We start from the raw sequence: 15,109 nt of genomic DNA on the forward strand, positions 1-15,109 counted from the left end.
TAATGCTTAAACGTTTTGTGAGCGCCCAAATGAAAGCCAATCATAATGGTAATGATTTCAGAATCCGACATTACCGATTTTCTGTTTCTTCTCTTTTTGTGATCTCCGAGTGTTTGAAGTTTCATTTGCTTGATTTGGGAGTCAAATTCTTTACAAAAATCGTCAACTTGTACAAAAATATTTGTAATTTGGTCTTTCAAAATCATAAGCAATAGTTCGTTTAAATATTTGAATGTCAGAAACTTAAATATACGAATTATTGCTTTTTATTGCAAATTTTTATTCTGTTTCTTATCCCGAGCTCAGGTTATTTACGATCAATTATATTCAGCTTTTAAATATAAATTATCTGTTCCGGAACCATAAGTTGCTCGCACAGATTGTGAACTTGAACAAGATACCGAACCGAAAATATCAAGTCTATAGGTTCCTGCCGGAAGATTAATATGAGGATTGGCAGAGCTGTAATATGCTCCGGTTAAATTTGAGGTAACACTCACGCTATTTGAATGTGAAACCGATGATAATCCCATATTATCCTGAATAATAGTAGCTCCCGTAGAATCTGAAATTCTTGCCCAGGTAAATGAAATTCTTGGAGTTCCGTCGGATATTACGGTTCCCGTTGCTGTTGCAAATGTTGTTGACATTGAGTAAAACATTGAAACAATAGCGGGACGTGTAATGGTAAATGTTGTATTAAATAATGATCCAATTACAGAACCTATCGCACCTGCAGTAGCTGTTACTGTTAAGTTTACAGGAGTTGCATTAGGAATAGCGTTAGTGTTTGAAATTAGCAATTCTGAAGATTTTCCTTGATAAATATCACCCGTTGCGGTATCTAATACTAAAGGAACGGAAGTCGCCGGTGTTGTTGGAGTAGCTGCCTGTAAATTCGATACTCTTATAGGAGCCGCAGCTGCATTTACATCAAGTTTTCTTGCAGGAGCAGGTTGATTTATTCCTATATTTCCTGCAGGAGCAGCTACAGTTCCATTCATTCCTGTTCCAAAAAGTAAGTTTCCAACATTCATTTGATTGCTTGTTGTTGCAGACTGTATTTGGGTTGTATTTCCTATGGCAATATTATTACCGCCTGTAGAAATATTATTTCCTGCTGTATCGCCTAATAAAGTATTGTTTGCACCAGTTGTGATTGCGGCTCCTGCATTGATGCCAATTGCAATATTAGAATTTCCACCTGTATTTGCCAGTAAAGCATTGTCTCCAATGGCAATATTCCTTTGTATTGCAGAAGCACCGGTATTAGACAGGGCATTTCCACCGATTGCAATATTGGTGCCTCCGGTTGTAATTCCTCTTCCCGTATTAAGGCCTATTCCTACGTTTCTTACTCCTGAAGTTACTGTGCTTAAAGAGCTGTTTCCTAAAGCTGTATTTCCGGATCCTGTTACCGTTGTTGGAATTGAACTTACACCAAAAGAAGTATTGGTTGTTGTTAATAAACCTGCCTGTACATTACTCCTTTTAAAAATAAGGTCTTGATTGTCTGCTGTTCCTAAGTAATTGGTTGTGGAACTTGTTCCGGTATTTCCTGAAATATTCCATGCCAAAGCATTAACAGAGGCGGGAGTTGTTAACTTCTGCCATACACCGGCTTCAAAATAATAGTAACCCACTGATGTAATGTTTACGGCTTGTCCTGCAGCAGTTCCCGTTGCTGGATCGTTAATGTAAATTAATGTCCCTGTAGGAATGGCAGACATGACCTGCGCCCTTTGCCTGTCGACCCTCGGAGCAATTAATCCGTCTACATTGGTGGTGGTTCCTGTAGCGTTTTTTGCTACAATGTCTAATGATGACGCAGGATTTGATGTGTTGATACCAATTTGCGCATTGATGGATCCTGCAGAGCCGATTAATGAGATGGTAATAATAATTTTTTTCATAAAATTGAATTAAATGATGTTGGTTTACTAAATTTATTAATTAAAAAATATAATTTGAATTATATTGATTAATTAAATCTATAATTCATATGGATGGGATATAAATATAGCATTATCTTGGCATATACGATATTTTTAATCTGATGGATTTTTTATTGACTCATAAGCCTAAAAACAATTATCTTTGCACGTTATTGAAATATAGAGAAATGCAATTATCAGAACAGGAAATAATACGAAGAGAAAAGCTTAATAAACTTGTTGAAATGGGGATCAATGCGTTCCCTGCGGAAGAATATACAATCACAGATACTACAGAATCTATAAAAAAGGACTTCGCTGAAAGTAAACACGTGAAGATCGCTGGTAGATTGATGTCCCGCAGAATTCAAGGGAAGGCTTCTTTTGCTGAATTGCAGGATTCTACAGGTAAAATTCAGGTATATTTCAACAGAGATGAGATCTGTACAGGAGAAGATAAAACTTTATATAATGAAGTTTATAAACATCTTTTAGATATCGGTGATATTATCGGTATTGAAGGAGATTTGTTTACAACTCAGGTGGGTGAGAAGACAGTTTTGGTTAAAAACTTTACGCTTCTTACCAAAGCTTTACGTCCGCTTCCTCAGGCTAAAACTGACGAAAACGGAGTAGTGCATGACGCATTCAACGATCCTGAAATGAGATATAGACAACGTTATGTAGATTTAACGGTAAATCCGCACGTGAGAGAAGTTTTCGTGAAAAGAACAAAATTGTTCAATGCCATGAGAAATTTCTTCAATAACGCAGGGTATTTTGAGGTTGAAACTCCAATTCTTCAGTCGATCCCTGGTGGAGCTGCTGCAAGACCGTTTATGACGCATCATAATGCTTTAGATATTCCGTTGTATTTAAGAATTGCGAACGAATTATATCTAAAAAGATTGATCGTTGGTGGTTTCGACGGTGTTTACGAGTTCTCAAAAAACTTCAGAAATGAAGGGATGGACAGAACGCACAACCCTGAATTTACAGCTATGGAAATCTATGTAGCCTACAAAGACTACAACTGGATGATGGATTTCACAGAAAAATTATTAGAATTCTGTGCAACTCAGGTAAATGGAAATACGGAATCAACTTTCGGCGAACATAATATCAGCTGGAAAGCTCCTTATCCAAGAGTTTCTATGACGGAAGCTATCCAGAAGTTTACCGGTTTTGATATCACAGGAAAAACTGAGCAGGAATTGTTCGATTTTGCTAAATCTATCGGAATTGATGTAAACGAAACGATGGGTAAAGGGAAATTAATTGATGAAATTTTTGGTGAAAAGTGTGAAGGAAACTTTATTCAGCCGACTTTCATTACAGATTATCCGATCGAAATGTCGCCTCTTACTAAAAAACATAGAAGCAAAGAAGGTCTTACAGAGCGTTTTGAATTAATGGTTTGTGGAAAAGAAATCGCCAACGCATATTCTGAGCTTAACGACCCGATTGATCAGAGAGAACGTTTTGAAGAGCAGTTGAAATTATCCGAAAAAGGGGATGATGAGGCAGGACAGTTCATTGATGAAGATTTCTTAAGAGCCCTAGAATACGGTATGCCGCCAACTTCTGGTTTAGGTATCGGGATGGATAGATTAATTATGTTCTTAACAAATAATGCATCAATTCAGGAAGTATTGTTCTTCCCTCAAATGAAGCCCGAAAAAGCAGTTGTTCAAATTGAGTTGGGAGAAGATGAAAATGCGATCCTAGATATTTTAAAAACTCAGGAAGAAGCATTTCCTTTAGCTGAGGTTAAAGAAAAAAGTAAACTTTCCGGTAAAAAATGGGACAAAGCTTCTAAAGTTTTAACTAAAAATAACTTGGTGAAAGTTGAGAAGATTGATGAGAATGTTTTCATGAAATTGGCTTAAAAAGTTATATCACTAAAAATAAACTATATAAAAATCCTGAAATTTTTCAGGATTTTTTCTTTTTAATAAACTATAAATTGATTTTTCCCGTTTTCTACAAAACCAAAAAACTGATGAAATTTATTCTATTTTGCTTTCTGCTTTTCTCTTCCATCGGAATTGATGCGCAAATGCTCACATCAGTTTATTTTATGCATAACAGTTCTGAACTCAATGATGAATCTAAAAAGAAACTGGATAGTTTGGCAGAGTTAAAAACCAACCTTACATTCAGAGTTTTTGGAAATTGTGATCTTTCTGGAAGTACAGAATATAATAAGGTATTATCAGAAAATAGAGCAAATACTGTAAGTGAATATTTAAAAAAGAAAATCGGAAATAATATCAAGCTGGAAAGTACATCCGGTTTAGGCGAAGAAAAGCAAATTAATGATAACAGTACAGAAGAATTACGCGGGAAAAACAGAAGAGTAGATTTATTTATTGAACAAGAATTTGACCGTGGACAAGAAATTTCACAAATGAAAGTGAAGGAAATTTTCTCACTGCCTAATCTAAACTTTATCGGAAACCGCCATATTTGGCTTCCAAACGGTAACGAAAGTCTTAATCAGCTTTTTAGAATAATGAAAGATAATCCGACATTGGAGATCGAATTACAAGGTCATATTTGCTGTGATTACGAAAATTTTGATGGTAAAGATATCGATTTGGGAACCTTTAATCTTTCTTGGACCCGAGCTAATTCAATTAAGGAATTTCTACAAAATCAAGGAATAGATTCTGGCCGAATAAAAGCTATTGGGCTTGGTCACCTCAATCCTTTAATTTACCCAGAACGTACAGAAAATGATCGTATTAAGAATAGGAGAGTGGAGGTAGTTTTACTTAAAAAATAAAAAAACCGCCAAAGATTGACGGTTTATATTGTAAATTTATTTTCTCAACTTACTAAACGAAGCCATCAGATAAAACAAAAATGGTAAAATAAACAACGAGCCAAGCATCAAAGCCCAGCCTAATGCTGAAATTGTTTTTGGGGCTGCTACATGTTCCAATAATGAAAGATGCTGCCCGTTTCCTAATAAAATAATATTCGGATTATGCTGATAAGTTGCAGCAACTAATATCATAATGATTTGAAATCCCGCCAAAGCTCTCACCGGAAGCAGTTTTCTGTTATTCATAGCTTTCAATATTAAGCCTAAAGCAACTGTTGCAAAAACGGTGGACATAACTCCTAAAGGTTTTGAAAAAACCCATGTTACCAAAGGAATTTCTGAAAGATAAGCTGTTAAGAATACTAATGCTCCTGTAATCACTACGAGGATCATCGTTTGTTTTGATTTTTTAATCATTAAACCTAATTCCAGTCTGTCGGTTGTTTCTCTTAAAGAAAAAATAGACGCCAGATAAGCGCAAAGTGAAACTGTGAACAAGCCAACTGCCACTCCAAACCAATTCAGCCAGCTGAAAATATACAGATCTAAAAATGTGGTCGCATCAGGATTGATAGATCCGGAAACCGTTGCAGCAGCAATTAATCCCAGGAAAAAAGGAGTTAAAAGACTTGCATAATAGAAAATCTGGGTATATAAAACCTGCCAGTTATCTTTCACCGCATCATAATGTCTGAAAGTGAATGCTGTGCCTCTTGCAATAATCCCTAAAAGCATTAAAACCAATGGGATATGGAGATAAGTTGACATTGTTGTGTAAATCTCAGGAAAACCAACGAAAAGGATTACAATTGCGATAATCAGCCACATATGATTCGCCTCCCAAACGGGAGCAATAGATTCATACATGATTTCTTTGGTTTTGTCGCGGGCTCTTTTTTTTGTGAAAAGTTCAACAATCCCTGCTCCGAAATCGGCACCCCCTAAAATCACATACAGGCAAATGGACAGCCAAAGAAAGCCTATAACTACGTAGATCATGATTTCATATTTTTATCGTTAAACTGAGAATCGGTTGGGTCGTACAATTTCGGAACCATCTGTATCTGTCTTCTTAAAAGGAAAATAATAATTAATGATAAAGACACGAAAATTGCGGTAAAAAAGTAAAAAGAATATTGAATTCCCGGCATTGGAGTAACGGCATCAACTGTTCTCATGATTCCGTAGATGATCCAGGGTTGTCTGCCAACTTCAGTTACCGTCCAGCCCGCTTCCAATGCGATATATCCGAAAGGGGTGGCAAAGAAAAATGTTTTTAACAACCAATTTTTTGTAAGCCAATCTTTTTTAAAGAAAACAGCATACAAGTAAACAGCTCCTATACATATCATCACAACTCCAAAAAATATCATGATCTGAAAAGCGTAATGAACAACAGAAACTGGCGGCCATTCGTCTCTTGGAAAATCATTCAGACCTTTTACTTCGGAATTAAAATCATTACTTACTAAAAAGCTCAATACTTTTGGAATTTTTAAAGCATATTTTACTTCACCTTTTTCTTCGTCAGGAATTCCTCCCAAAACAAAAGCCGCGCCTTTTTCTGTTTCGAAATGGGCTTCCATTGCAGCTAATTTAATAGGCTGTCTTTCTGCAACAGATTTTGCAGCGACATCTCCTGTCAACGGAGCACCGAAAGCACCGATCAATGCAAAAGCAGCTGCAATTTTAAATGCTTTGGTATGAAATTCTACATTTTTCTTTTTCATGATTAAATAAGCATGAACTCCTGCTACCACAAATCCTGTCGCACAAAATGCCGCAACAGTCATGTGTAAAGCCTGCGGAAACCAAGCATCATTAAACATCGCTTTTATAGGATCTATATTAACGTATTGTCCATTAATATAATCAAACCCGGAAGGGGAGTTCATCCACGCATTAGCTGCAACAACCAAAATTCCTGAAGCTAAACCGCTTAAACCAACTAAAAATCCGCAAAACCAGTGAAACCATTTATTAAATTTATCCCATCCATACAGGAAAAAACCAATCGCGATGGCTTCAATGAAAAAAGCAGTTCCTTCCAAAGAAAATGGCATTCCGAAGATTGGTCCGGCATGTTTCATAAATCCGGGCCATAGAAGTCCTAATTCAAATGAAAGCATTGTTCCGGAAACAGCTCCTGTAGCAAATAAGATAGCAACTCCTTTGCTCCACGCTTTTGTAAGACCTTTGTAGATCTCATTATTGGTCTTTAGATATTTCCAGTGTGCAAAAGCCATTAAAAAAGGCATAACCATACCGACACAGGCAAAAACAATGTGAAAACCTAAGGATATGGCCATTTGTGCACGAGCTGCAAGAAAATCGTCCATAATAATCAATTTTTGAGTAAATAAATTTAAGCATAAATTATTGATGTTTAATATGATTTAAAACAGTAAGGCCTGTTCGGAAATTGCTATAACTTTGTTTGTTTTTAATTAAAAAATTCCAGTCTGTTTTTGTTGAAAACTCTACTTTTTTTTGACACTTTTTAACTTTGATAAATCGAAAAAATTCACGATATTTGTAGGTCTTTGCATATAGCAAGATTTTAATATTTAATATGAGTCAAAAACAATATACAGCTAGCAGTATCCAGGCCTTAGAAGGGATGGAACACGTTCGACTAAGACCATCTATGTACATTGGTGATGTAGGAGTAAGAGGTCTTCATCATTTGGTTTATGAAGTAGTAGATAACTCTATTGATGAGGCTTTAGCAGGATACTGTGATACTATTAAGGTAACAATTCATGACGGAGAAAGTATCTCTGTAAAAGATAATGGGAGAGGTATTCCTGTAGATTTCCACGAAAAAGAACAAAAATCTGCTCTGGAGGTTGTAATGACTAAAATCGGAGCCGGAGGGAAATTTGATAAAGATTCTTACAAAGTTTCCGGAGGTCTTCACGGAGTGGGGGTTTCTTGTGTGAATGCTCTTTCAACTTTATTGGTTGCTACAGTAAGTCTTAACGGAAAATTGTATCAACAGAAATATTCAGAGGGTAAGGCATTGGCGGATGTTGCTGAAATAGGAACTACCGACGAAAGAGGAACAGAGGTTTTCTTCCAGCCGGATGCTACGATCTTTCAGGAAACGGTTTACAACTATGATACTCTTGCAACGAGATTAAGAGAATTGGCTTTCCTTAATAAAGGAATCACCATCACTCTTATCGATGAAAGAGAACCAAACGAAGACGGATCTTTCCCAACAGAAATTTTTCATTCTGAAGGTGGATTAAAAGAATTTGTAGAATATATCGATGGAAACCGTGAATCTATTATGGAACACGTTATTTTCATGGAAGCAGAAAGAGATGATATTCCCGTAGAGGTGGCGATGCGTTATAACACGTCATTTAGCGAAAATCTTCACTCTTATGTAAACAATATCAATACGCATGAAGGAGGTACTCACTTGGCAGGTTTCAGACGTGCTTTAACGAGAACTTTGAAAAAATATGCTGATGATTTGGGGATTCCTGCTAAAGAAAAAGTAGAAATTACCGGAGATGACTTCCGTGAAGGATTAACAGCCGTGATTTCTGTAAAAGTAATGGAGCCTCAGTTTGAAGGGCAGACAAAAACTAAATTAGGTAACTCGGAAGTTTCCGGAGCGGTTGATAAAATTGTTGGGGAAATGCTTTCTAATTTCTTGGAAGAAAATCCTAATGAAGCAAAAATTATCGTTCAGAAAGTTGTTTTAGCGGCAAAAGCTAGACAGGCAGCGAAAAAAGCTCGTGAAATGGTTCAGAGAAAATCGCCAATGGGTGGTTCTGGACTTCCGGGAAAATTATCTGACTGTTCATCTAAAGATCCGGCAGAATCTGAACTATTCCTAGTGGAGGGAGATTCAGCAGGTGGAACGGCTAAACAAGGTAGAGACAGACATTTTCAGGCTATTTTACCTTTAAGAGGTAAGATCTTGAATGTTGAAAAATCTATGCTTCATAAAGTATATGATAACGAAGAAATCAAGAATATTTACACAGCTCTGGGAGTTTCTGTAGGGACTGAAGAAGACAGTAAAGCCTTGAATATGGCTAAGTTAAGGTACCATAAAGTTGTGATCATGACCGATGCCGATATTGACGGTTCTCACATTTCTACATTGATTCTTACATTCTTCTTTAGATTTATGAAAGAATTAATTGAGAACGGATATATCTATATTGCTCAACCTCCTTTATATTTATTGAAAAAAGGAAATAAAAAAGTATATGCTTATAACGAAAAAGAGCGTGAAGACTTTACTTTAGAAATGTCTCCGGATGGCAGAGGTGTTGAGGTTCAACGTTATAAAGGTCTTGGAGAGATGAATCCTGAGCAGCTTTGGGAAACAACTCTTAACCCTGAACACAGAATCTTGAAGCAGGTTACCATTGATAATGCTGTTGAAGCAGACAGTGTTTTCTCAATGTTGATGGGTGACGAAGTTCCGCCAAGAAGAGAGTTTATCGAAAAAAATGCAAAATATGCTAAGATTGATGTTTAATTGATCTTAGTTTAAATAAAATTTAAAGACTTCAGAAATGAGGTCTTTTTTTATTTTGAAAAATTAAGTTTAACATTTATTAAGATTTCATTACTTTTGCATAATTTTAAATAATTATGATGAAAATCCTTTGTATTGGGGCTTGCTCTATAGCGTCTCTTTACTACGCACAAACTTACCCTGCTTCGGCAATTCCTGAGAATTTAAAGAAAAATGCAGATGTTGTTGTTAGAAAAGACTTTACAACCATTCAGATCAGTAAAATTGATGATATTAAATATCAGTATAACAGAGTTACAACTGTTCTCAGTAAAGACGGAGATGAGAAGGCTGTTGTTTATATTCCCTATGAAAAAGGAGATCAGATTTCTGATGTTAAAGTAATTATTTATGATGAATCCGGAAAGAAAATAAAGTCATACTCAAAGTCTGATTTTAGTGATTATGCCAATAACTCACAGGGAGTTTTCTATTCTGATGACCGATTTTTAAGTCTTGCTTATACTCCGGTTCAATATCCGTATACGATAGAATATTCCTACCAAATATCAGATGAAAACACAATTTTTATTCCTGATTTCGTGCCTTTTTCAAGCACAAATACATCTGTTGAAGAAAAGCAGTTTAAGATCATTAATAAATCTGGGATAGATCTTAGAACAAAAATTTATCCTTCAAAATATAATTACGCTTCAGTTATTGATAGTAGTAATGGAACAGAAAAAGTGTACACTTATAAAAATACTCCTGCAATTGATGAAATTAATTTATTGCCACAACCTGAAAAAATATTGCCAAAAGTAAGTTTTTCATTGGCGAAGTTCAATCTAGAAGGCAAACAAGGAAACCTTACAACCTGGTCAGACTTCGGTTCTTGGTATTACAACAGTATCTTGCAGCCGGTTTCTGTTTCTACACCAACCATTAAATCTGAGGTTGCAAGCCTTAATTTACAAGGTTCTACGGAAGAAAAAGTGAAAAAACTTTATCAGTATATGCAGGCAAAAACAAGGTATATATTTGTTGCATTAGGGATTGGAGGATGGCAACCTATGCTTCCGGATGAGGTTGATAAAAAAGGATATGGAGACTGTAAAGGTCTTACTAATTATATGAAAACTCTTCTTGATGAAGCAGGTATTCCTTCTTATTATTCTGTGATCAATTCAAGCGCTTCTGATATTTCTTTTGATCCTGATTTTCCTAAAATGGGAGGAAATCATGCCATTTTAATGGTTCCTACAGAAAAAGGAAATATTTGGCTTGAAAATACCTCTCAACAAGTGGCTTTTAATCATTTAAATTATAATACAACGGATAGAAATGTGCTTTCAATCAAAAAGGATGGAATTGAGCTTATCAATACTCCTGCTTCCTCGGCTGAGAAAAACAGAGAAAAGCAGATTTTAAAAGTTAAGCTGAATGAAGATAATAGCTTAACAGGCGTGGGCGAATTTGTTTATACGGGAAGCCAGTACGATTTCACGCTGCCATTTTCAAATTTATCTTCAAAAGAAAAAAATGAAGCGATAAAAAAACGATTGGATGTTTTGAATTTCGAAAAAGTTGAAATGAAAAACTTCGTTAATGATCGAGACAATGCCGTTGCTACGTATAATCTGGATTTTAAAGCTAATAATTATTCTAAAAATGCAGGAAGCAGTGTAATATTCCGAGCTGTTCCGATATTTACAAACAGTATTTACAAGACAGAAGAAAACAGAGAACTGCCTTTTGAAATCGGACAATCTTTTGAAGATGAATTTGAAATTAATTTTAGCATTCCAAACAGCTTCAAAATAGATGAAGTTCCTAATGATGTAAACCTTAATTCGGAGTTCGGAACTTATAAATTAAGCTTTGTGAAAAACGGGACGGAGCTTAAGGTAAGCCGAAAAATCCGTGTTAATAAAGGTATTTTTCCAAAAGAAAAATACAACGATTATATCAACTTCAGAAAAAAAACGATAAGTAACGATAACTCAAAAATTCTAATTACTAAGATCTAACCATGAAAAAAATATTCTTAATTGCTTTTTGCTCAATAAATTTTGTTTTTATTGATGCTCAAAAGCATGAATTTCTAGACCCTCCAAAATTCAATGATGCAGATTTATCAAAGCAAAAATCAGCTTTAGATGAAAATGCTCCTGCAGAAATTTTATACAAATCTCAACATTTTATGATTGATGTTGCTACGGGAGATCTTCATAAAAAAGCTTTTTACAGGGTAAAGATCTATGATAAAGATAAGGCTGAAGATTGGTTGAATCTTGAAATTCCACTTTACAAGAACGGAAGTAGTGAAGAAAAACTGAATAAGATAAAAGCATTTACTTATAATTTAGAAAATGGAGTTGTTGTACAGGTCAAAGTTGAAAAAAGTTCAAAATATAAGAGTAAGGAGAGCAAATATCTTACGATCAATAAATTTGCATTCCCTAATGTGAAAAATGGCTCTGTGATTGAGTATCAATATGAAGTTATTTCACCATTTTTGTTTGCCATCCCTGAAGTATTGATAGAAGGAGATACGCCTTCAATGTATACAGAATATGTTTTGGATAATCCTTTAAACATTTCATATAACATCAATTACACAGGTTCTCTAAATCCAAAATATAGGATTGTTGAAGAAAGGAATTTATACGGAACACAGTACAGAACATATAGATTTGGATATGAAAATTTGAAAGGTTTTAAGGCTGAAAAATTTGTTAAAAATGACAGAAATTATAGAACAAAATTAAGCGCAGAGTTAAATTCAACGAATTTTGGACAATTAAAGCTTTATTCTTCATCTTGGGAGCAGATCAAAGACAGGTTATATGAAAATGAAGATTTCGGAGGTGAACTTAAAAGATCAAAACTGGCAAAAGAAAATATGCCGGCCGAAGTTTCAAACTTAAAAAATGATACAGAAAAGGCAGATGCTATTTTTAATTATGTGAAAAATACTTTTACATGGAACAATGACAGAGGTATTTATACAGAAGATGGAATAAAGAAGCTTTTAGAAACCAAAACAGGAAACGGAGCAGAAATTAATCTTTTTCTTGTTATGATGCTTCGTGAAGCGGGGATTAAAGCAGATCCGGTTCTTATTTCGACCGTAAATAACGGGTTGATCAACCTTACGTCTCCCAACGTTTCCAATATGAATTTTGTTATCGCTGCTATCGAAACAAAAGATGGATTACATATTTGTGATGCCACTTCCAAGCAGTCTTCTATGGATCAGCTGCCACCAAGAGACTGGAATAATTTCGGGATCTTATTATCAAAAGAGAAGGTAAAACAGATACAGATGACGAACTCTAAACCTAGTTTTACTTATCTTACGGCCAATGCAAAGATCAATGAGGACGGAAGTATTTCGGGTACTTATTCCGATAAAGATACCGGAACTTATGCGATGTTTGCTAAGGAAAGTTATGATGACAATAATGATAAGTACAAAAAACAGTACAAAGAAAATTTTGCAATAGATTTTACAGGAATCGATTCTAAAGTGCTTGAAAGCGGTGATTTTGAAAGTACAATGAAGTTCTCTTCAGATAATCTTATTGATAGAGTGGGGAAGAAAATGATCATTAATCCGATGTTGTTTTTAAACAAAAATTCAAATGAATTTGATCAGACGGAAGAAAGAAAGTATACAATTGATTTTATTTCTCCTTATACAAGAGTGAAAAAAGTTGTTTTGGAAATTCCAGAAGGATATACAATTGAAGAACTTCCAAAGAGTAAAAAGATCGTTACTGATGACAAAGAAATTGCATATAGCTATGTGATTGAACAAAAAGGAAATACTCTTGAAATTATTTCGACAACAACGGTTGGAAGTGCAGATTATCCTAAAGAATATTATCCTGCATTTAAACAAATTTGGGGCGTAGCTTCAAAAAGTGAAAATCAGGTTATAAGCTTGGTTAAGAAATAAAATACGGGTATTCAATGTTTTAGCTAATAATTAATTTAGATATTGAATAAATTTTTAAAATAATCATAAAACCATTCATTTTTTGAATGGTTTTTGTATTTAATAGGAAAATTGAAATATGAAAAATACAATTGCTGTCTTAGCATTATCCTCTTTCTTTATTTTTTCAGCTTGTAAAAAAACAGAAACTACAAATACTGCAGACGAAAAAACAGAAATTCCTCAACCAGAAAAATTTACTGTAGATTCTGTAAAAGTGAATGATTCCATAAAGCTTAGTGATTCTTTACAGTTGAAATACACTTCAAAAATGCTGGTTTTTCCTTCAATTAAGGATGGGAAATTATTAGATAGTATTTATTTTGCAAGTAAAAATATTAAAGATTTTTCTAAAAAAGGAATAGAAACTTTACTGCAAAAAGAAAAAGATGAGTTTTATAATTCTATTAAAAAAGATTCAAAAGACTTTATTTCTGATATAACCTTTTCTCAGGAATGGTACACAAGTTCTTCCATGAATCTTAAATCTAACGTTAATGATTTCATGCATATAGAATATATCTGGGGGTCATACGAAGGTGGAGCGCATGATAATTATGGCTTTAATGAAAGGGTTTTCGATCTGAAAAATAACAAAAAAGTTGAACTGAAAGATATTACTTCAATGTCAAAAAATAAACTTGAAACACTGCTAATGAAGAATATTAATAAAATAAACAGCGGGACAACAGATGAAAACGGAAAAGTTAATAATTCGGACATGCTTTTAGTAGATCTAATTCCGGTTACAAATAACTTCTATTTTGACGATAAAAACCTGTATTTCCATTATAGTCCTTACGAAATAACGGCTTTTGCGGCGGGAGATATTATCATCCCGATTTCATGGGCAGAGTTGAACGGAACTTTAAATCCGGAATTTAAAAATAGAATGAAAATCAAATAATACCAAAGCTTCCTTTTCAGGGAGCTTTTTTCTTTGGAACATTTTTTGACCTATAAAAGCAAACGCAGATGTATGAAAAATGCAGGTATTATTTTAATCGCTTTGTTATTTCTAATGTTTTTCTCCTGTAAAGAGATTGGCTTTAAAAATAAGCACATACAGTCAGCTATTCCTGTAAATTTCACTATTGATTCTGTTATAGAAGAAGATTTTACAAAACTTATGGACTCTATTACTGTGAAATATTCTTCACAGCTTTTGGTATTTCCAACCTTGAAAGATCAAAAACTGCTTCATACCATTTATGAGAAAGACGATATTAAAGACTTTTCCAAAGAAGGTCTGAAAAAATATCTGGAAGCAAAAAAGAATGAATTATATGCTAAACTTAAAGGTTCAAATAAACTGGTTCACCTAAAACACTTACAAAAATGGGAAAAAACTTCTCAAATGAATCTTAAATTTAATAAAAACGGGTATCTGCACATTCAATACTACGAAAGTATGTTTGTTGGTGGCGTTTGTAATTTTTACAATTATTCTGAAAAGGTTTTTGATCTTAATGATAATAAAAAATTAGCACTTCAGGGTATTACATCTATTTCGAAGGACAAACTTTCTGAAATGTTAAGTAATAATATCGATAAAACAACAATGATGCAGCAGATGAAAAAATATGATGTAGAAGAGTATAATGCATTGTTAGCTGAAAAAATTCCGGTAGCAGATAATTTTTATTTCGATGAAGATAATCTGTATTTTCACTATAATAAGGATGAAATTAAAAAAGGATATTCAATTGGTGATATTATAATTCCGGTATCATGGAATGACCTGAGTGGAACTTTGAACATCGAATTTAAAGACCGAATGAAGATCAAATAAAGCTTTATTATTGAATTGTAATTAAATAATTTTAAAATACTTCTCAATAACAGCACAATTTTTT

10 protein-coding genes and 1 pseudogene are annotated in these 15,109 nt (G+C 34.2%); 7 read left to right on the forward strand and 4 right to left on the reverse strand.

Annotated elements, in window-relative coordinates:
- Positions 1-206 (reverse strand): annotated as a pseudogene (locus BT156_RS22645) (IS982 family transposase); the annotation flags it as partial.
- Between the two features lie 111 nt (positions 207-317).
- The gene (locus BT156_RS15890; RefSeq protein WP_072411511.1) at positions 318-1,913 is read right to left on the reverse strand and encodes a beta strand repeat-containing protein; all 1,596 of its coding nucleotides are present in this window, start codon (positions 1,911-1,913) and stop codon (positions 318-320) included.
- Between the two features lie 209 nt (positions 1,914-2,122).
- On the opposite strand from BT156_RS15890, the gene lysS reads away from it, so the two are divergent.
- Together lysS and BT156_RS15900 are read left to right on the forward strand one after the other, a co-directional pair.
- Positions 2,123-3,823, forward strand: a complete 1,701-nt coding sequence (lysS, locus tag BT156_RS15895; RefSeq protein WP_072411513.1) for a lysine--tRNA ligase — start codon at positions 2,123-2,125, stop codon at positions 3,821-3,823.
- 113 nt (positions 3,824-3,936) lie between these two features.
- Entirely contained in the window at positions 3,937-4,722 is a 786-nt protein-coding gene (locus tag BT156_RS15900; RefSeq protein ID WP_139255500.1) for an OmpA family protein, read from the forward strand.
- Positions 4,723-4,758: 36 nt separating this feature from the next.
- Here BT156_RS15900 and BT156_RS15905 read toward each other — a convergent pair whose 3' ends face one another.
- Together BT156_RS15905 and BT156_RS15910 are read right to left on the reverse strand one after the other, a co-directional pair.
- Positions 4,759-5,763, reverse strand: coding sequence for a cytochrome d ubiquinol oxidase subunit II (locus tag BT156_RS15905; RefSeq protein ID WP_072411517.1), 1,005 nt, complete (start codon positions 5,761-5,763; stop codon positions 4,759-4,761).
- Positions 5,760-7,103, reverse strand: a complete 1,344-nt coding sequence (locus tag BT156_RS15910) for a cytochrome ubiquinol oxidase subunit I (protein WP_072411519.1) — start codon at positions 7,101-7,103, stop codon at positions 5,760-5,762. Before BT156_RS15910 ends, BT156_RS15905 begins: the two co-directional genes overlap by 4 nt.
- A gap of 233 nt (positions 7,104-7,336) precedes the next feature.
- Here BT156_RS15910 and gyrB point away from each other — a divergent pair, with 233 nt between their 5' ends.
- The 5 genes from gyrB (at position 7,337) to BT156_RS15935 (ending at position 15,045) form a co-directional block, all read left to right on the forward strand.
- A complete protein-coding gene (gyrB, locus tag BT156_RS15915; RefSeq protein WP_072411521.1) occupies positions 7,337-9,271 on the forward strand; it encodes a DNA topoisomerase (ATP-hydrolyzing) subunit B in 1,935 nt (644 codons plus the stop codon).
- Positions 9,272-9,387: 116 nt separating this feature from the next.
- Positions 9,388-11,280, forward strand: a complete 1,893-nt coding sequence (locus BT156_RS15920) for a DUF3857 domain-containing protein (RefSeq protein ID WP_072411523.1) — start codon at positions 9,388-9,390, stop codon at positions 11,278-11,280.
- A gap of 2 nt (positions 11,281-11,282) precedes the next feature.
- On the forward strand, positions 11,283-13,214 hold the full coding sequence (locus BT156_RS15925; protein ID WP_072411525.1) for a transglutaminase-like domain-containing protein: 1,932 nt from the start codon (positions 11,283-11,285) through the stop codon (positions 13,212-13,214).
- 118 nt (positions 13,215-13,332) lie between these two features.
- A complete protein-coding gene (locus BT156_RS15930) occupies positions 13,333-14,160 on the forward strand; it encodes an RsiV family protein (protein WP_072411527.1) in 828 nt (275 codons plus the stop codon).
- Between the two features lie 72 nt (positions 14,161-14,232).
- Entirely contained in the window at positions 14,233-15,045 is an 813-nt protein-coding gene (locus BT156_RS15935; protein WP_072411529.1) for an RsiV family protein, read from the forward strand.
- Positions 15,046-15,109 lie beyond the last annotated feature (64 nt).

It is taken from the genome of Chryseobacterium limigenitum (genome assembly GCF_900114875.1).
In the GTDB taxonomy this organism is placed as follows: Bacteria; Bacteroidota; Bacteroidia; order Flavobacteriales; family Weeksellaceae; genus Chryseobacterium; species Chryseobacterium limigenitum.